We start from the raw sequence: 19,792 nt of genomic DNA, 5'->3' as shown, positions 1-19,792 counted from the left end.
CACGCTGGTTATCTCGTTTGCCAGATTAAAGACCTGATTGACCTCAAAGGCCATTTGCCGCAAAACGGCGACGTGGCGGTCTTTAACCCGGACTGATAGTGTTTTGGTCTGAATGTTCACACTGTATGTATATACAATGTTTGTGCAGTTATTATTGACGGGCATCAATGAGCGGGCTGTCGCCCGCTTCGCTCTACCTCCCAGACCTAAAAGGACGGGGCTTCCCGCGAAAAGACCTGGTGAAATCGCGGTCAAAGGGCCGATTGTGGTCGATGAGCCGGAGATGCTCACCCCCATCGCGCTGGCTGGAGTGGGTATCGCTTACCAGTTTGCTCATCAGGTTGACGGTTGGTTAGCGTCAGGGCAGCTGGTTCAGCTCCTGCCTGAATGGACGCCCGCCTTCCCCGGCTTTTACGTTTACTACCCGAGCCGTAAGCAAATGGCGTCGCCGCTGCGGGCGTTTGTCGATTATCTGCGGGTTGAATGCGGCGAATAAGCCCATAGCGGATTTGCCCGATACGTACCAACTGCGCGCTCGCACTATATTTTGCTTTTATTACACAGCTTTATGAAAGCCTTTCGTTCAGCGATAATACAACTCTATGAGTTTTACCCTGGGGTCGGAATGAATAAACTAGCGCAGCAGGCTGCGCCCGCGCGTAAACGTCCAATGAGTATGAAGCTGAGCACCGCCGTCACCTTAATGATTGGCAGCGTGATCGGTTCAGTACTGATTCTGGTCTATGCCCTGTGGTTTATGCAGATAAGCGGCGCAACCCGCGACGGGGTGAAGGACACTGCGCTGGCGGTGGCAAGGACGTTGGCGGACACCCCGGAGGTCAAACGCGGTCTGGCGCTGCCGCCGGATAGCGGTATCATCCAGCCGCTGGCGCTGGCCGCCACCAAACGTAATGGCCTGCTGTTCGCCGTGGTCACCAATATGGACGGCATCCGCTATTCGCATCCCAACAGCCAAATTATCGGCAAACCTTTTATCGGCGATGACATCCTGCCGACGCTGAAGGGTAAAGAGAACGTCGCCGTCAACCACGGCGTACTGGCCCCGGCGCTACGGGTATTTACCCCAGTATTTGACGATAGCCACCAGCAAATTGGCGTGGTGGCTATCGGGATTTCGTTGAGCAAAGTCGATACGCAAATCGCCGCCAGCCGCTGGGATGTGATTTTAACCGTGCTGTTCAGTGCGCTGGTTTGCGCCATTGGTACCTGGAGCCTGGTCCGCGGTCTGAAGCGCGTACTGCTGGGCCTTGAACCTCAGGAGATCTCAACTCAGTTCCAGCAGCGTCAGGCCATGTTGCATTCATTAAAAGAAGGCGTCGTAGCGGTGGATGCTGACGGCCAGGTCACGCTGATTAACCCCGCCGCGCGCAATATGCTGTTTAGCAGCCCCAACCACGATATTGCGCAAACGCCGCTGTTGGCGGATTTGCAGGAGGTGCTGCAAACCGGGGAGCCGATTTACGATCGGGAGCTGGGCTGTAACGGCCTACTGCTGATCAGCAATACCGTTCCCGTCCGTAGCCAGAATGATGTGGTCGGCGCAATCAGCACCTTTCGCGATAAAACCGAAGTCAGCCAGCTTCTACAGAGACTGGACGGGATGGTGAACTATGTTGACGCCCTGCGCACCACTTCACATGAATTCATGAACAAGCTGCATGTGATTCTCGGCCTGCTGAATATGAAAAGCTACGGCAAGCTGGAAGAGTACGTGCTGCAAACAGCCCATACCTACCAGGCGGATATCGGTGAAATCCAGAACCGCATTAAATCACCGGTCGTGGCGGGCTTTTTAATCGGTAAAATTCAGCGTGCGAAAGAGCGTGGCTTTACCCTCACGCTTGCGGAAGAGAGCCTGGTGCCGGACTGTCCGAATGAAAAACAGGTTACCGTACTGGTCACGGTGCTGGGCAATTTAATCGAGAACGCGCTGGATGCTATGAGCGGCCAGGCCGAAGGCGAAGTGGGTCTGTTGCTGCACTACCAGAACGGCTGGTTGAGCGGCGAAGTCAGCGATGATGGCCCCGGGATCCCGGAAGCGTTTATTGATGATATTTTTAATAAAGGATTCTCCACTAAAGGCGAGAATCGCGGGGTCGGGCTGTTTCTCGCCAGCCAGCAGCTTCGTGAACTGGGCGGGTCGCTGGCCGTCGAATCCGAACCCGGCGTGTTTACCCAATTTTTTGTTCATCTTCCCTGGGATAGTAAAAGGAAAAGTGCGTGATAAATGTATTAATTGTTGACGATGATGCCATGGTTGCCGAACTGAACCGCTTGTACGTGGCGCGGGTCAGCGGCTTCCGCTGCAGCGGCACGGCGTCGACGTTGAGTAAAGCCAGGGAGATGATTAACGATAAGGATCTGGAGATAGATCTGGTGCTGTTGGATGTGTATATGCAGCAGGATAGCGGCCTGGATCTGCTGCCGACCATTCGCGCTTCCGGGCGAGCCATCGACGTGATTATGATCACCTCCGCCGCTGACGCTGCGACGGTGCAGACCTCGATGCACTATGGCGTGGTTGACTATCTCATCAAGCCTTTCCAGTTCCCGCGCTTTGAAGAGGCGCTAACTGCCTGGCGCGAAAAGCGTAAGCTGATGACCGGTCAACCCTATTATGAACAAGCAGATGTTGACCGCCTGCTGCACGGCGGGGTGCCAGAAGCTACCGATGCACGTAAGCTACCGAAAGGTCTGACCGCTCAGACGCTACGTACGCTTTGCCAGTGGATTGATGCCCACCCGGACATCGAGTTTTCTACTGACGAACTGGCGGCGGCGGTGAATATCTCACGGGTATCTTGCCGTAAATATCTGATCTGGCTGGCGCAGATTAATATCCTCTATACCAGCATTCATTATGGCGCCACCGGTCGTCCAGTGTATCGCTATCACCTGATAGCCGAGCAGTACGGCTTGCTTAAGCAGTACAGTCAATAAGGCTATAGCTGTCGTCCAGCAGCCGGAAGCGAAAATGGCGCTGTGAAGAGAGGATAACGTCGCGGTTTTTGGTCACAAAAATCGCTTCGATATCTTCGCGCTGGCGCAGCGCCGCGCAGCCTTTCTCAACGCCAAGGCCGTAAATCAGGGTGGTCCAGATATCACCGTCCAGAGAGTCGGCGGAAATTATGGTCACGCTTTCCAGCTCGTTATCCAGCGGGTAGCCGCTTCGCGGATCAAGAATATGATGCCAGCGTTTACCGTCCTGTTCGAAGTAACGCTCGTAAATTCCCGATGTCACCACCGACTGCCCCGCCACTTCAATGCTACCAACCAGCGCCTCCGCCTCTGAGAACGGTTTTTTTAAGCCGATCGCCCAGTCACCGAGAGTGTGCACGTTGCCGCCCAGGTTAATCAGCGCGGCACCCACGCCCTGTTGCTGCAAATAGTCGCGTACCCGATCGGCAATGTAGCCTTTAGCAATGGCGCCGAGGTCAATCTCCATTCCCGCCTGGACGAGATAGACGCTGCCGGCAGTCTCATCGAGGATCACATCCTGTGGACGCGTTAACGCCAGTCGGGCGGCGATATCCTGCGCCTCGGGGACGCGGTGCCCCTGAAAACCAATACGCCACAGCTTAACCAGTGGACCAATCGCCAGATTAAACGCGCTATCGCGCACCATACTGGCGGCTTTGGCGCATTTAATCAGCGCATAGACCGGGCGGCTCACCGCGACCGGATGACGTCCGGCGGCATGGTTAATGTCCATCACCTGCGACTGCGCGCGGTTAACGGTAAGCAGGTCTTCGTAGCCTTTAATCAGTTGAAAGACGCGCGAGGCGAGAGATTCATCATGAACATAGAGCTTAAGCAGAATGGGCGAACCCATCAGAACGGCAGAGTAGCTGTAGACGCGATTATCTGACATAACGTACCCCTAAGAAGACGTTTACGCCGGGCCGCGTTATCGCTTGCCCGGCAGGTATCGCCTGTGCGTTAACCTCTGGCGCGTTTCGCCGCCTGATGGCCCGCGAGGGTGCCGAAGATAATGATATCGGCCACCGCGTTACCGCCGATACGGTTGCCGCCGTGGATGCCGCCAACCACTTCACCCGCAGCAAAAGCGCCTGGAATCACCTGATGCCCGGCGTTCAGCACCGCGGTTTCGGTGTTGATGGTCACGCCGCCCATGGTGTGGTGAACCCCCGGCGCGATACGAATCGCATGATAGGGGCCTTCATTAATTGGCGCACGGAGCGCGGTGGTACGGCCAAAATCATCGTCATGCTGTTTTTCGACAAAACCGTTGTAGCGCTCCAGGGTTGCGAGGAAAGCATGGTAATCCATCCCCAGTTTCTCCGCCAGCTCACGCGGCGAGCTGGCGCTGGTGACAAAGCCTTTGGCGATATATTCATCGGCGGCTTTGTTTTTCGCCCTGACGTGCTCATCGAACACGATGTAAGCATAGTGCTCCGGCAGCGCGATAATCGATGCCGAGACTTTATCGCGGGTTTCCATCTCGTTGAAGAAACGGTTGCCCTGCTGACTCACCAGGATAGCCCCGCCGCCGCGAATCGATTCGGAAATCAGATACGAGGTTTGCTGTTCCACCGTCGGGTGGATCTGGATTTCGCCCATATCCACCGTGCCCGCGCCGATGCGTTCCAGCAGCGCAATACCTCCGCCGGTCGCCCCTTTATGGTTAGTGGTCACGAAGCCCGCCAGGTCCGGGCGATATTTCACGACCATCGCGCTATTGGCGCTGAAGCCACCGGTCGCCACCACAATACTCTTCGTCTGTACTACAACGGTTTCTTGTTCATCATTAAGCAAGCGTACGCCGCTTACTTCATCGCCGGTCATCAGGACCTCTTCCACCGAGGTATCGAGCAGAACATCGATGCCGCGTTTGGTGATATTGCGCACCAGGCCGCTGATTAAGTAACCGCCAACCGCCGACCCGTCGCGCGGACGGTGAGTACGGTCAATGCTCATCCCACCGGTAGTGGTGATATCGTTGAGCATAATGCCGCGACGCGCCAGCCATTCAATAGCTTCCGGCGCATTTTCGACAAAGCGACGTAGCAGCGCTGGGTTGTTTTTGTTTTGCCCGCCTTTCAACGTTTCCTGATAGAACAGCTCTTTGCTGTCTTCAATACCTTTCACGCGCTGAAAGCGAGTTTCTGCCGCATTCATTCCGGCAGAAGCTTTAATCGTGTTACCGCCGATAGTCGGCATTTTCTCGACGATCAGCACGCTTGCGCCTTCATCGTGCGCCTGAATCGCCGCAGCCAGACCAGCTCCGCCGCTGCCAACCACCACCACATCATAGCTTTTCGGCGTTGCATCGCCTTCGCCTTCTTCGGCGGCCAGCGCTTTGCTGGACTTCAGCATCGCTTTGGAGACCGCTTTTTTCACCGCTTCGCTCTGGCTGGTTGCGCCGGAGATCGCATCCACATGCGGGGTATTCGCGGTCAGAATGCGTTCGCGGATCTCTTCAAAACTGGTGGTGAATTCGACGGTTTGTACCGGGCTGGCGGCCAGTTCGATATCGGCAATACGATCGTTTTCCAGACTGACGTTAATCACCAGTTCGTTGGCGTCGTCCTGAACGGTTTCGACGAACATCCCCGGTTTGAATTTCGCATCACCCATGCTCATATCGCGGATCATCGCTTCTACCAGCGAGAAGCGCCACAGCGGTTCCGGGATGTTCAGCGCTTCACGCTGGGTGCTGTCGATAAACAGCTCCAGCTCTTCACCGGCGGCAATTCGCCTCGTCCAGTCAGGATAAGCGATACAGGCGCGGCCCACCGCCATCAGATCGTAGCCGTGATCCAGCCCCTGTTCGGCATCGGCGGCGTTCACCACGCCACCTACGCCCATTACCGGCACCTGAGCCAACGTTTCAGAGCGCATAGCACAGTATTTTTCAATCAGCGGAGTCGGGTCAGTGGTATCGACAATGGACGGACGCAAGGTTGCGCCAACCGAGAAATGCAGATAATCCACGCCGCGAGCGGCCAGTTTTTCCAGCAGGTACATGGTGTCATCAAAACGGATGCCGGGGACTTCCATCTCCTCAGGGGAGAAGCGATAGCCGATGATAAAGGCATCATCAGCGTACTGGCGGGCCATTTTGTGGGTAATATCCAGCACCGCCAGCGGGAATCTAGCGCGGTTGTCTCGGCTACCACCCCACTCGTCGTCGCGCTGGTTGGAGTTCGGCGAGTAAAACTGCTGAATCAGATAGGTGTTCGCGCCGTGAATTTCAACGCCGTCAAAACCCGCCTGAATTGCGCGGCGCACGCCTTCGCCAAACTTGGCAATCATGCCTTCAACTTCTTCACCGCTCAGCGCACGGGGAGTTGCTGCGCCATCACGCGGCGCGGCAATCGCGCTGGGCGCTACCGGCTGACGTCCGCCGATAAGCTGCGGGTCAACCATCCGTCCACCGTGATAAATTTGCAGAATCGCTTTTGAACCTTCCGCTTTAATCGCCCCGGCAATTTTGGCCAGACCGGCGACTTTTTCATCATTATCAATGCCGATTGCGCCCGGGAACGCCAGGCCGTAATCATCGATAAAGCAGCATTCAACAATAATGGTGCCGATACTGCCGGCACGAGCGCGGTAGTACTCCACCAGCTCGCTGGTCACGGTACCGTCAAAATAACCGGTACAGGTGGTCATTGGCGCCATCAACAGGCGGTTTTTTAATTCAGTACCGTTCGGCAAAGTAAAAGGACGCAGAATTCGTTGGTTACTGGTCATAATGACGCTCCAGATTTTAAATATTGAAAATTCAGAATTGGGTGACGGAATTGTTTTTAGTTGTATTTGGTAATTCCTTAAGTCATAGCCATAATATAGCGCTATTTTTAGTTACCAAAGTAATTACGTTAGTTAAAAAACTATTTAATACCAGCAATAACACCAATACCTCTATTGTATTATTAAATTTAAATACATCATTCACATAACGCAAACACACCATAACAAAAAAGAAACTTTTGTTAATGATTTAAAATCTCAAAGGCAATAATTTTATTATGCAAAACAGTCACATGGAAAAATAAAGACAAATGTTATTTTATTGAATTTAACATTTATCGTTATTTTAAACAAATAACCACCTCATCATATAGGGTTATCAATAAATTAAAAAAAGTCGCTAGCAACCTGCTTTTCTTGATCTCAATCAATTGCAACAGCGTATGAAAGCGCAATATATAAATATCCAAACATTTTAATTTAACGCCCAACAAACAGCGTTAAATAATCGTCATCGCACTAACCAGATCCGACAATTAATAATTAAAGAAAGTTTTGCAACTAAAGAAATCGCATGGTTGCCCGGTGACAGAACCTTATTTTTAACTACTTGCAGATACTCATTATGAAAGAGAAAAAGACAACCATACCGCCTGCCGGTGCAGCAACCAATGCTGCTTACAAACGTCTACTGATGATGGCAATGCCCATTATCGTCGCCGTTCTCCTGCTGTTCGTCCCGGTGCCCGATGGCCTGCCTCCTTATGCCTGGCACTACTTTGCTATTTTCGTCGGCGTGATCGTCGGCCTGATCTTCGAACCGCTGCCTGGCGCGGTGATTGGCATCACGGGCGTGGTGGTGATTGCCCTGTGCAGCCAATGGTTACTGTTCAGCCCTGAACAGCTGGCCGCGCCAAACTTCAAGCTCGCAGGCGCTTCCTTTAAATGGGCGGTGAGCGGTTTTGGTAACTCCACCGTGTGGCTTATCTTCGGTGCCTTTATGTTTGCCGCAGGCTACGATAAAACCCAGTTTGGCCGCCGTCTGGCGCTGATTCTGGTGAAATATCTGGGCCGCCGCAGCCTGACGCTGGGCTACGCCATTACCTTCGCTGACCTGCTGTTGGCACCGTTTACACCCTCTAACACCGCACGTAGCGGCGGGACTATCTACCCGATTATCGCTAACCTGCCGCCGCTGTATGGTTCTAAACCTAACGACCCGAGCGCGCGCCGCATTGGTTCTTATCTGATGTGGGTAGCCATCACCGCCGCCTGCATCACCAGCTCCATGTTCCTCTCTGCGCTGGCGCCGAACCTGCTGGCGCTGGCGCTGGTGAAAAGCATCGTTGGCATTAACATCTCCTGGGGCACCTGGTTTATCGCCTTCCTGCCGCTGGGTATCCTGCTGATTCTGGCAATGCCGCTGCTGGCCTACTGGTTCTACCCGCCGGAAGTGAAGGTTAACAATGAAGTGCCGCTGTGGGCTGCCCGCGAACTTGAGAAACTCGGTCGTCTGTCACGTAATGAAATCCTGCTGCTGGTTTTTGTCTGCTTCGCGCTGATGATGTGGATCTTCGCCGCCGAATGGATTGAACCCGCGCTGGCCGCCCTGCTGGTTATCGTGTTGATGTTGTGGACCGGCGTACTCTCCTGGAACGATATCACCAGTAACAAAGCGGCATGGAATACCTTCGCCTGGTTCGCCACCCTGGTTGCGCTGGCCGACGGCCTCTCCTCTACCGGCTTTATCGCCTGGCTGGGCAAAGAAGGCGGCGCGCTGATGAGCGGCATCTCCCCGGGCGTGGCCACCGTCGTGCTGCTGCTGGCGTTCTATCTGCTGCACTATCTGTTTGCCAGTACCACTGCGCACACCACCGCGCTGCTGCCGGCAATGCTGACCATCGCCTCTACCATTCCGGGTATGAATATGCAGGTGTTCGTTCTGCTGATGGTGACCTCACTCGGCGTGATGGGAATCATCACCCCGTACGGCACTGGCCCAAGCCCAATTTACTACGGCAGCGGCTATCTGCCGACCAAAGACTACTGGCGTCTCGGCACCATCTTCGGCGCCATCTTCCTGGCCGCCCTGCTGCTGATTGGCTATCCGTGGATGTCCATGATGTTCTGATTCATAACCGTCGGGCGTGAAACCCCGGCGGTTTTTACTCTTAGGGAGCAAAGCAATGTCGACTAAACCCTTTGTCTATCAGGAAGCGTTTCCGTTAGCAAAAGATGAAACTGAATATTATCTGCTGAGCAATGAGCACGTTTCCGTGGCCGAATTTGAAGGCCAGGAAATCCTTAAAGTAGAGCCTGAAGCCCTCACTCTTCTGGCGCAGCAGGCCTTCCACGATGCGGCGTTTATGCTGCGCGTTTCCCACCAGAAACAGGTCGCGCAGATCCTTCTCGACCCGGAAGCCAGCGACAACGATAAATACGTGGCGCTACAGTTTCTGCGTAACTCAGAAATCGCCGCCAAGGGCGTGCTGCCAACCTGCCAGGATACCGGTACGGCGATTATTATGGGTAAAAAAGGCCAGCGTGTGTGGACCGGCGGTGGCGATGAAGCAGCCCTCGCCCGCGGCGTCTATAACACCTATACCGAAGACAACCTGCGCTACTCGCAGAACGCCGCGCTGGATATGTATAAAGAGGTCAACACCGGCACTAACCTGCCCGCGCAAATCGATCTCTACAGCGTCGATGGCGACGAATACAAGTTTCTGTGCATGGCTAAAGGCGGCGGCTCAGCCAACAAAACCTACCTGTATCAGGAAACTAAGGCGCTGATCACTCCGGCAAAACTGAAAAACTACCTTGTAGAGAAGATGCGCACCCTCGGCACCGCCGCCTGCCCGCCGTACCATATCGCTTTTGTGATTGGCGGGACGTCGGCGGAAGCCACGCTAAAAACGGTCAAGCTGGCCTCCACCCACTACTACGACGGGCTGCCGACCGAAGGCAACGAGCACGGTCAGGCTTTCCGCGATATTCAGTTGGAACAGGAGCTACAGCTTGAGGCGCAAAACCTCGGCCTCGGCGCACAGTTTGGCGGCAAATACTTCGCGCACGATATCCGCGTCATTCGTCTGCCGCGCCACGGCGCATCCTGCCCGGTGGGCATGGGCGTCTCCTGCTCGGCAGACCGTAATATCAAAGCCAAAATCAACCGCCACGGTATCTGGATTGAGAAACTGGAGAGCAATCCGGGCCAGTATATTCCTGAACACCTGCGCCAGCAGGGCGAAGGCAACGTGGTTAGCATCAACCTGAATCAGCCGATGAGCGACATTCTGGCTCAGCTTTCCGCCCACCCGGTATCAACTCGCCTGACCCTCAACGGCACGATTATTGTGGCTCGCGATATCGCCCACGCGAAGCTGAAAGAGCTGATTGATAACGGTGAAGAGCTGCCGCAGTACGTGAAAGATCACCCGATTTACTACGCAGGTCCGGCGAAGACTCCGGAAGGCTACGCTTCCGGCTCTCTCGGCCCAACCACCGCGGGTCGGATGGATTCTTACGTCGACCTGCTGCAATCTCACGGCGCCAGCATGGTAATGCTGGCCAAAGGCAACCGCAGTCAGCAGGTGACCGATGCCTGCCACCAACACGGCGGTTTCTACCTCGGCAGCATCGGCGGCCCGGCGGCGGTGCTGGCGCAGCAGAGTATTAAGAGCCTGGAGTGCGTGGCGTATCCGGAGTTGGGGATGGAGGCCATCTGGAAAATCGAAGTGGAAAACTTCCCGGCGTTTATCCTGGTGGATGACAAAGGCAACGACTTCTTCCAGCAGATCCAGAATAAGCAGTGCGCGGGTTGTTCACAGCGTTAAAAAGGGGTTAACCTGACTTTTACGGCCGCCGAATGGCGGCCTTTTTGCAATCAGCGCTGGCTCGATTTCCGTGTTTTCAGCCGCCCGGCAAGCGTCACGTGGGTTGCGGCATCTTCCTCGTTGCACAAATACTCAACGGCCAGACGTCCCAGTTCACTGTAGGGTAACTGAATACTGGTCAGGGGCGGGGTGAGCTGTTCAGAAATTTTCTGGTCGTCATAACCCGCCACCAGAATATCCTCAGGGATCGCGATGCCCTGCATTGCCAGCGCCTGATAGCAACCAATCGTCAGCCAGTCGCTGGCGCAGAAGATAGCATCGGGGCGCGTTTCCAGCGCCAGCAGCTTTAACGTCGCCTGATGGGACTCGCTGAACTGCCAGTTGGTTTCACAAATCCATTCGTCCTGAACGGTGATCCCCGCCTGTTCCAGCGCCGCACGCCATCCCGCCAGTCGCTGTTTTGTCGCTTCCATCCACGCTTCGCCGGTGATATGCGCTACCCGCTGCGCCCCCTGATTAATCAAATGGCGCGTCACCTGAAAGGCGTTAGCGTAATCATCCGGGACAAAAGACGGCAGCAGTGGAGAATCAGGATCGCGCTGGTTGAGCAGCACCAGCGGCAGTTCAGTACAATCGCGAAACTGCGACATGTCAGTGATAGTGGTCACCGGCGAAGCCAGGATAATCCCTACGCAGTTACGCTTCTCAAGCTGACGGATAATGTTGATCGCCAGCTCGGCATCATCGCCATATTCATACACCGTCAGCAGAATTTCATTGCGCCACGCCGCTTCTCGGGCCTGGCTGATGGCATCAATAAACGGATCGTAGCTCTGCAGCGAGCTAATGAGCAGGGCTATCTCTTGCTGATTGCGCGGGGAGTGAATCGCGGGTAGACGGTCGTAACCCAGCGCGGTTGCCACCTCAATAACTCTCTGGCGGGTCTCTTCGCTAAGTTTTATATTGCGTGACTGATTGAGCACCAGCGACACCGTTGCCTGAGAAACCCCAGCGGCTCTGGCAATATCGTTCATCGTCACTTTGGTTTTGCGTTTCATCATCCCTTCCCTTCGCGTACGGAACCAACATCATAACCGTAGATTGCGTTAGCTGCGCTTTCGCTCACGTTTCTTTGCCCTGCCACCGCCAGGATTGTGATCCTCTTCGCTTTTTTTTACTTCGCCATTTGCTCATTTATACACCAACTAATATTTATTAGCTAATTATTATCAGCTAATGAGGCAACGATGAAACAGCAGTGGACAACAGAACAGGCGCAGAACTGGTATCAGCAGCAGGGCTGGCTATGCGGTTTTAATTATCTACCATCGACGGCGGTGAACTGGACCGATATCTGGCAGGCGGAAACCTTTGATGCAAAAACTATCGACCGTGAACTGGGCTGGGCGGCAGATGTGGGCTACAACTCCCTGCGCATCAATCTGCCGTTTATTGTCTGGCAGCACGATCGCGATGGGTTGATTGCCCGTATCGATCGGTTTCTGGAGCTGGCCGATAAACGCGGCCTTCGCACAATGCTCACGCTGATGGATGATTGTGGATTCTCTGGCGATGAACCCTATCTTGGTCCGCAAAAAGCCCCGGAGCCCGGTAAACACAACAGCCAGGCAGCCGCCAGCCCGGGGCGGGAAATCGTCTGCAATCGTGACGCCTGGCCGGAAGTCGAACGCTATTTACGCGATATCGTGCGTCAGTTTCGTGACGATCGCCGCGTGCTGCTTTGGGATCTGTATAACGAGCCAGGTAATCGCGGGATTTTTTCTACCGGCACTGTGGAAGTGCTGTATGACGAAAAGCTGGAGCATTACGCCCTCGAACTCATGCAGTCGGCATTTCGCTGGGTGCGGGAAGAGGATCCGACGCAGCCGCTCACCGTCTGCGCATGGAAATTGCCGGAGGAAAAGGAAAACGAAGTCTTCTATCAGCACCCTTTAGACCAGGCGGCGCTGGCGCTCTCTGATGTCATTAGTTTTCACGCCTATACCAACACTGCGCGAATGGTCGCCATTATTCACCAGCTTCAACAGCATGGGAGGCCGTTGTTCTGCACCGAGTGGCTGGCGCGCCATGTCGGCAGCCTGATTGAGGAACAGCTCCCGCTCATGCATACCGCCAATATTGCCCCTTATCAGTGGGGGCTGGTACGCGGAAAAACACAGACCTGGCTGCCGTGGCCGGTAGTAATGAAAAACACTCCTGACTACTGCCGTCTGTGGTTCCACGATGTATTTGATGAAAACGGCATTCCGTTTGCTAAAGCCGAAATGGCGCTGGTACACAAACTGAGCCGGATTGGGCTGCATCCTAATAAAGCATAAAAACATTATCTCTACAGACGCTCCGACCAATGCGGACGGAGCTTGAGGGAACACACGATGGCAAGCACCATGAAAATACCTTCTCGCGAGTTATGGTCCTATTTTGGCTATGGTTTAGGTCAGTGTTTTAGCTTTGGTTTAGTGGGTTCATTTATTAACTATTTTTATACCGACGTGCTGGGGATCTCCGCTCTGGCGGCGAGCACCATCTTTTTAATCGCTCGTGCCTGGGACGCGATTCATGACCCGCTCTTCGCCAGTATTATGGATACGCTAAACAGCCGTTTCGGTAAGTTTCGTCATTTCCTGCTGATCGCGCCGCTGCTGATAACCGGGGTCACCCTGCTGGCGTTTTACAAAATAGAGGCCGATCTCACCACGAAGATCCTTTACGCCGGAGTGACCTACATTCTGTGGGGCACCCTGTACGCAATTTCCGATATTCCGTTCTGGTCGATGTCGTCGGTGATGACCAACGATTCTGGTCAACGCACCCGTGCGGTAACCGCCGCCATGCTCGGGGTTAACGCCGGCATCGCCTGCGCGAATATTTTCTTCCCTAAACTGGCAGCGTTCTTCGCTCAGTACAGCAATGACAAAGGCTATTTCATGGCCGCGCTGGTGATGATGCTGGTGGGTCTGCCGCTGATGCTTAACGGCTTTCTGCAGATTAAAGAACGCGTACCGCCCAGCCCGGAAAAGGTCACCATTCGCGACACTTTCCGTAATCTGCGGCACAACAAACCGCTATTTATCATTCTGCTGTCGTTTTTCTTTTGCGTCTTTCACAACGTCGCGAACGGTATTTATATCTACTTCTTTATCTACAACCTGGGCGATGCCAGCCTGCAGATGGCAATCGGCATAATGGGAATTGTTGCCGCCGTGATCTGCCTGGTTGCCCCGCTTCTCACCCGGCATATGCAAAAGCGCCGCCTGTTTATGATCCTTTGCACGCTGGATATCGTTGTGCGTCTGCTGATGTGGTTTATCGGTTACCAGAACGTGGTGCTACTCTTCCTGCTACTTGGCCTCAGTACGCTATTTGTGATGATGAGCAATATCCTGACTTCGTCGATGATTGCCGACACCATCGAGTATGCCGAATATCACACGCATCGTCGTTGCGCGGCCATCACCTTCTCCGGTCAGACATTTACCGGCAAGATGTCAGTAGCGGTAGGTGGTGGTCTGATTGGTATCTGGCTAACGATGATTGACTACATTCCGCAGGCGCAAAGCCAGAGCGACGGTGTTCTGACCGGTCTGTTCTTCGGTATCTGCCTGCTTCCGGCTATCGGATCGTTGATTCGTTTGCTCTGCATGTCCCGCTTTACTTTCACCGAGGAGAAACACGCGGAGATTTGTCGGCTGCTGGCGCTGCGCCGCCAGGGCGCGGAAGCGGCAACAGAGGAGCCGAACGCTGAGGCGCGCCCGGCATAGCTAATATAACTCCAGTGCCGGGTAGATACATTCCGCCCGGCGCATGTTATCGCCAGTGACTACAGCAGCTGTTGCGTAATAAATACCTTCGTTCTTACATAGAAGTAAGCCTGAGAAATAGGTAATCCATCCCAATTTGGATAAAACAATTTGTTTTTTCCCCGTTTATCCCTCCACATTTTCTTCACAATCAAATATATTGTCGCGGCGAATATTTTAGATCACAAAACGAAATGCAAATTGTTACTGAATCCACGTAGCTTCAGCGCGGAAAAACCCTGAAAGACAGATTAATCATATTGTTGATTAAGGTCGGCTAGCTTTTTGAACGAGCTAACCAGGACTTGATAAAAAATCACCCTCATAGAGTGATATTAGAGTGGCGAATATGCAGTACAAAAGAATTCAAAAAGATCAGTCGCAGTATTTTCCCTTCATTGATGGATTGCGTGCCCTGGCGGTTATCGCGGTGATTATCTACCACCTCAATGCCGCATGGTTACCCGGAGGATTCGTTGGCGTCGATGTATTCTTCGTGATATCCGGGTTTGTCGTCAGCGCCTCAATTACCCACTTCAAAGGGCAAGGTTTCTGGCGTTTTCTGGCATTCTTCTATGCGCGCAGGATAAAGCGTATTTTCCCCGCCCTCATTGCCTGCTTACTGATCACCGGCTATGTCTCCGCACTCTTTATTCCTGGCTCCTGGCTAAGTGACGTCAACCAACAAACTGGCTTATTTGCCTTTGTTGGCCTGAGTAACTTTATTCTGGCGGCTAACGGACGCGACTACTTCGCCCCCACTACAGAATTCAACCCCTTTACCCATACCTGGTCTTTAGGCGTTGAAGAGCAGTTCTACCTGATATTCCCGATACTATTTGTTGCGTGGCTGCACGGCCAGCGCGGTAGAAAAGCATCAGCAATACTGTTCGCCGTCGGGCTGCTGATATCTTTGATTTTCTCAGCGTGGGAATCACAGGCCAACCCTACCAATGCTTATTTTCTAAGCCCCGGACGCTTCTGGGAACTGGCTTCAGGTGTACTGCTCTATCAGTTGATTACGCTGAATAGCGCAGAGGCGAAACGACGGGAAAACTGGTTTTCCGGCCCTATCGCGCTGATTTCACTGGCTGGACTTTTTGTCGCATTTGCGATCTCAACGCCTGACAACTTCCCTATGCCGGGAGCAGTACTCGCCGTTATCTCAACGCTGCTATTACTATTTTCGTTGTATAAACAGAACAGTTTCCCCTGGCTGCACCGCTTGCTGGGAAATCGCTACATTCTGTTTTTTGGCAAAACATCCTACTCATTATATTTATGGCATTGGCCTGTTTTCGTTCTCTTCCGCTGGACGTATGGCCTTGAGACGCCGTTGACCAAAGCGCTTGCTGTCGCGTTAACCCTCGTGATGGCTACGCTCTCTTTCTATATTGTCGAAACCCCTATGCGGCGCAGCAAAATGGCAAGACAGATGCCTGGTCCTGCAATCATCGCCGTGGGTTTTTGCGTTATTGCCATCAGTTGGTGGGGTGCTTCGGCAATGAATGCGCGGGCCGGAAAAATTTCCTTGAGCCAGGTTAGCGCCGATGCCGATTTATGGTACCCGGATCGCGGCCCCGCGACGCCAGATTACCCTGGTTGTCGTGCCGATCCGCAAACCATCATTCAAGATGGCGTCGAGGTGATAGTTTTCAAACCGGAAGGCTGCGTGCAGGAAAAAGCGTCAAGATACCAGGTATTACATGTTATCGGCGACTCACACACCCTGGCTTACGCAGCATTGTATAAACAATTCGCTATTCGCAATAATCTTGAGATCAATGTGTATCGCAACGGCGGTTGCCCGTTCATCAGTTTTCAGAGCGAACGCGATATTGATAATCCGCAATGTCGCGAACAGGCTGAAAACTCGCTACACGCAATACATCAACGAATCCAGCCCGGCGACGTGCTTTTCCTCGCCTCATTGCGCCTGCCTCGCTTTAGCGACCAGTGGGTCTACTTTGGTTCTCAGGGACATCAACAATCGTTCTTTAGCGCCCAGGCCGAGGAAAACCGGCAGCGCTCAGTTGATTACGCCATTGATAAGCTCCGTAGCTTTGTGGACCAGGGAGTTCATGTCGTTTTTGAAGCGCCGAAACCCATCTTCTCCTTACCGCCTTTCCGCTGTTCGGACTGGTTCAACCGTAGCAACCCTATCTGCGCGAAAGGTATGACCATGCCGCAAGATCTGCTGCAAAAGTATCGTGCGCCTGTTCTGGCAAGCTATAACAAAGTTATCCGCGCGCTGCCTGCGGTTGCTATCTGGGATCCCTTCCCGATCCTCTGCGATGGCCCGGAGTGTCACGTCTGGAAAAACGGTCACTCGATGTTCTTCGATGGCGATCATCTCAGCGCATTTGGCAGCATGACGCTGCTACCCTCTTTTAGTGAGTTCATGCTGCCAAAGCTCGAAAAGTCAGCGCAGTCAGCCGCAAGCCAAATCCCGGCACAGGGTTATCAGTTTAATCAACCTGGCGTTCCTGATTTTCTCGAAAGTTTCGCCGGATTATCCCATGCCGAAGACTGGGGTCGCTGGAGCGATGGTAACTCGGCACCAGCAGTGGTCCTCTCCTTTATCCAGCCTTTACCTAAAGGGTTTACGCTGCAGGTAATCAGTAAAGGCTACGGCCCTAATATTGGTCAACAGGCGCGGGTGATTGTTGATAATGAAGAGCAACGTCTCAATCTCGGAGAGCAAGCGGCGGAAGAGGCATTGCATTTCGCTAACCATGCGGGTGCAAAACGCATCGAGATTATCCCGCCTTACCCTCAAAGCCCTAAAGACGCCGGTGAGTCTGCCGATGGTAGAAAACTTGGTATTGGCTTGCTGAGTATTAAAATTATTGCCGATTAACCGGCGCAGGCAGCAACGCCAGGGATTAACCTGGCGTTGCTGTTTCTACCCCCGATTCGCATCCATCTCATCAAAAACCTGCTGCGCCAGATGCATCGTGGCGTTGGCGGCAGGCAGGCCGCAGTAGAGCGCGGAGTGCATAATCAGCTCTTTAAGCTCGTCGCGGGTGACGCCGTTATTAAACGCCGCGCGCAGGTGCATTTTCAGCTCAGCTTCGCGGTTCAGGGCGATCAGCATGGCAATGGTTATCATGCTACGGGTATGGTGATCGAGCCCAGGACGGGTCCAGGTCTCACCCCAGGCATAGCGGGTGATAAAATCCTGAAACTCCTCGTTCAGCGGCGTCAATTTTTGCAATGTTTTATCGACATGGGTATCACCGAGAACCTTGCGGCGAACCGTCATTCCCTGCTGATAACGCTGTTTATCGTCCATGCTGTTCTCCCTGAGTAAAAGCCAGCAGCGCCGAGCTGAACGCCTTAGGCGCTTCGATATTTGACAAATGCGATGCCGCCAGCACCACCACTTCAGAGACAGGGATCTGCTGGTGCAGGAAGTTTGCATCCGCCACCGTAGTGACAGGGTCACTTTCACCAGCAAGAATAAGTACCGGAATGGAGATTTGCGCGACTTCCCCGCGCAGGTCGGCGGCGGCCAGCGCTTCGCAACAGGTCGCGTAGCCTTCGGCATCGCTGTGGGTCAACTGGTGACATAAGGCTTCCACCACTTCCGGCGTCTTCTGCCGAAATTCGTGGCTAAACCAGCGATCCGCGGCCCCCGCAGCCACAACATCCATCCCTTCCTGACGAACCGCCCGGGCGCGCGACAGCCAACCTGCCTGATCGCCAATACGCGCTGCGGTGTTGGCGACAACCAGGCCGTAAAAACGTTCAGGCGCAAAACGGCCCAGCCACAGGCCGGTCAACCCGCCCATTGAAATCCCGCAGAACCAGGCTTTTTCGATATTAAGATGATCGAGCAGCGCTATTACATCTTCGCCAAGCTGCGCCAGCGTCACTTTGCCGCTTTTACGGGTTACGCCATGACCGTGGGTGTCGTAGCACAGCACGCGGAAATGCTGCGTTAACGCCTCAATCTGCGGCTGCCACATCGCCCGGGTGGTTCCCAGCGAGTTAGAGAGCACGATAACCGGCGCGTCCTGCGGCCCGTCAATCTGATAATCAACATTCATTACGTTGCTCCTTATAGCGCGCCACGACCTGGCGCACGAAAAGTTCAGCGCTGCCGGTCGCCGTTGTCGGATCCAGCAGTTGAGTTAAGCGACTGGCGGATAGGTGCTCGCTGACCAGCGGATCGTTTTCCAGCACATTAAGTAGCGAACGGGATTCGTCCAGCGCCTGGCGACACAAAGCCTCAACCCGATGGTGGGCTTCGGCTTTACCGATAAACTCCGCCAACGCCAGCGTCACCGCCTCGGCCATGATCAGGCCATGAGTCATATCCAGATCGGCACGCATCTTCTGCGGGAAAACCTGCATGTCGCGCACCAGCGCTTCGCTCTGCGCCAGCGCGCCGCCAACGAGAGTTATCAGCTCCGGCAGCGTTTCCCACTCCGCCTGCCAGCCGCCCAGCGCCCGTTCATGCTGCTGGATCTGACCGGCGTATAGCGTCGCCACCAGCCCGGGCGTGCGCTGGGCAGCGGTTAAAATTGCGGCACAGGAGATGGGGTTACGCTTGTGCGGCATGGTTGACGACCCGCCACGCCCTTCGGCAACCGGCTCAGCGACTTCCGCAACTTCCGTTTGCATCAGCAGAGAAAAGTCGTTGGCGAATTTGCCGAGGGTACCGCAGACGCCGGCGTACCACGCCCCTACCTCTAATAGCCGATCGCGCTGGTTGTGCCAAGGGGTATCAGGAAGCTGCAGGTTGAGCGCTTTTGCCAGCGCGACGGCAACCTGTGGAGCCTGCATTTTAAGCGAGTCAAGGGTTCCCGCCGCGCCGCCGAATTGCAGTACCAATACCCGTGAACGCATCTCGCGCAGCCGCACCTGCCAGCGCAGCAGCGCGTCCAGCGTTCCCGCTAGCTTCAGACCAAAGGTGACCGGCAGCGCATGCTGCATCCAGGTACGACCAGGCATGACGGTATTCTGATGGCGCTCGGACTGGCAGGCGAGAGTATCGAGCAGTCGCTGCAACATCGCGTCTGTTTCATTCAGCGTACCGCGTAGTTGCAGGACAAAACCAGTGTCGATAGCATCCTGGCTGGTCGCCCCCCAGTGAACATAACGCGCTGCGGCTTCATCGCGTTCTTTGACCCGCGCGGTCAGCTGTTTTACCAACGGGATAGCCAGATTTCCCGCGCTGGCGGCGGCCTGTCCCAACGCAGCAAAGTCGATTTGCTGATGCTGGCAAGATTTAATAATCGGGTTAAGCACCGCCTGCGGCACCAGGCCACATTCAACCTGAGCACGCGCCAGCGCGGCTTCGAAATCCAACATTCCCTGCACCCGCTGCGCATCGCTGAGCCACGCGGTCAGCGGGCTGTTGCGCATCATCGGGGTCAACAAACTCATTCT

At 54.4% G+C, this 19,792-nt stretch carries 13 protein-coding genes and 1 pseudogene; 8 read left to right on the top strand and 6 right to left on the bottom strand.

Going from position 1 to position 19,792, the window contains the following annotated elements:
- Positions 1-241: 241 nt before the first annotated feature.
- The 3 genes and pseudogenes from FN082_RS30330 to dcuR all read left to right on the top strand — a co-directional run.
- Positions 242-496: pseudogene (locus FN082_RS30330) on the top strand (LysR substrate-binding domain-containing protein); the annotation flags it as partial.
- A gap of 129 nt (positions 497-625) precedes the next feature.
- A complete protein-coding gene (locus FN082_RS06355; RefSeq protein ID WP_112214343.1) occupies positions 626-2,245 on the top strand; it encodes a sensor histidine kinase in 1,620 nt (539 codons plus the stop codon).
- A complete protein-coding gene (gene dcuR / locus FN082_RS06350) occupies positions 2,242-2,961 on the top strand; it encodes a two-component system response regulator DcuR (RefSeq protein ID WP_112214344.1) in 720 nt (239 codons plus the stop codon). Before FN082_RS06355 ends, dcuR begins: the two co-directional genes overlap by 4 nt.
- Here the strand turns inward: dcuR and FN082_RS06345 are convergent.
- Both FN082_RS06345 and FN082_RS06340 read right to left on the bottom strand, forming a co-directional pair.
- Positions 2,942-3,892 carry an FAD:protein FMN transferase gene (locus tag FN082_RS06345; RefSeq protein WP_142467280.1) on the bottom strand — a complete coding sequence of 317 codons (951 nt, stop codon included), beginning with the start codon at positions 3,890-3,892 and terminating at the stop codon, positions 2,942-2,944. The two genes, dcuR and FN082_RS06345, sit on opposite strands and share 20 nt — an antisense overlap.
- A gap of 68 nt (positions 3,893-3,960) precedes the next feature.
- The gene (locus tag FN082_RS06340; protein ID WP_142981308.1) at positions 3,961-6,738 is read right to left on the bottom strand and encodes a flavocytochrome c; all 2,778 of its coding nucleotides are present in this window, start codon (positions 6,736-6,738) and stop codon (positions 3,961-3,963) included.
- 625 nt (positions 6,739-7,363) lie between these two features.
- On the opposite strand from FN082_RS06340, the gene FN082_RS06335 reads away from it, so the two are divergent.
- The gene (locus FN082_RS06335; RefSeq protein ID WP_142981307.1) at positions 7,364-8,869 is read left to right on the top strand and encodes an anion permease; all 1,506 of its coding nucleotides are present in this window, start codon (positions 7,364-7,366) and stop codon (positions 8,867-8,869) included.
- A 55-nt stretch (positions 8,870-8,924) separates the two neighbouring features.
- Entirely contained in the window at positions 8,925-10,574 is a 1,650-nt protein-coding gene (fumA, locus tag FN082_RS06330) for a class I fumarate hydratase FumA (protein WP_139540016.1), read from the top strand.
- Between the two features lie 50 nt (positions 10,575-10,624).
- Here fumA and FN082_RS06325 read toward each other — a convergent pair whose 3' ends face one another.
- Positions 10,625-11,632, bottom strand: coding sequence for a LacI family DNA-binding transcriptional regulator (locus FN082_RS06325; RefSeq protein WP_139540115.1), 1,008 nt, complete (start codon positions 11,630-11,632; stop codon positions 10,625-10,627).
- Positions 11,633-11,821: 189 nt separating this feature from the next.
- Here FN082_RS06325 and FN082_RS06320 point away from each other — a divergent pair, with 189 nt between their 5' ends.
- The 3 genes from FN082_RS06320 to FN082_RS06310 all read left to right on the top strand — a co-directional run bounded on the left by FN082_RS06320 (position 11,822) and on the right by FN082_RS06310 (position 17,255).
- Positions 11,822-12,913, top strand: a complete 1,092-nt coding sequence (locus FN082_RS06320) for a cellulase family glycosylhydrolase (RefSeq protein WP_139540017.1) — start codon at positions 11,822-11,824, stop codon at positions 12,911-12,913.
- A 57-nt stretch (positions 12,914-12,970) separates the two neighbouring features.
- Positions 12,971-14,356 (top strand): MFS transporter, encoded by a 1,386-nt coding sequence (locus tag FN082_RS06315; RefSeq protein ID WP_142981306.1) that lies wholly within the window; start codon positions 12,971-12,973, stop codon positions 14,354-14,356.
- A gap of 388 nt (positions 14,357-14,744) precedes the next feature.
- A complete protein-coding gene (locus tag FN082_RS06310) occupies positions 14,745-17,255 on the top strand; it encodes an acyltransferase family protein (protein ID WP_139540019.1) in 2,511 nt (836 codons plus the stop codon).
- A 45-nt stretch (positions 17,256-17,300) separates the two neighbouring features.
- Here FN082_RS06310 and pcaC read toward each other — a convergent pair whose 3' ends face one another.
- From pcaC to FN082_RS06295, 3 genes are read right to left on the bottom strand one after another with little or no spacing between them, the layout of a single operon-like run.
- A complete protein-coding gene (gene pcaC, locus FN082_RS06305; protein WP_139540020.1) occupies positions 17,301-17,690 on the bottom strand; it encodes a 4-carboxymuconolactone decarboxylase in 390 nt (129 codons plus the stop codon).
- The gene (pcaD, locus tag FN082_RS06300; protein ID WP_139540021.1) at positions 17,680-18,447 is read right to left on the bottom strand and encodes a 3-oxoadipate enol-lactonase; all 768 of its coding nucleotides are present in this window, start codon (positions 18,445-18,447) and stop codon (positions 17,680-17,682) included. The genes pcaC and pcaD overlap by 11 nt, the downstream gene beginning before the upstream one ends.
- Positions 18,437-19,789, bottom strand: coding sequence for a 3-carboxy-cis,cis-muconate cycloisomerase (locus FN082_RS06295; RefSeq protein WP_142981305.1), 1,353 nt, complete (start codon positions 19,787-19,789; stop codon positions 18,437-18,439). Before FN082_RS06295 ends, pcaD begins: the two co-directional genes overlap by 11 nt.
- Positions 19,790-19,792 lie beyond the last annotated feature (3 nt).

This window comes from Klebsiella spallanzanii (assembly GCF_902158555.1).
Taxonomy (GTDB): Bacteria; Pseudomonadota; Gammaproteobacteria; order Enterobacterales; family Enterobacteriaceae; genus Klebsiella; species Klebsiella spallanzanii.
The sequence above is the reverse complement of the archived record's forward strand: the minus strand, read 5'-3'. Positions and strand labels throughout refer to the sequence as shown.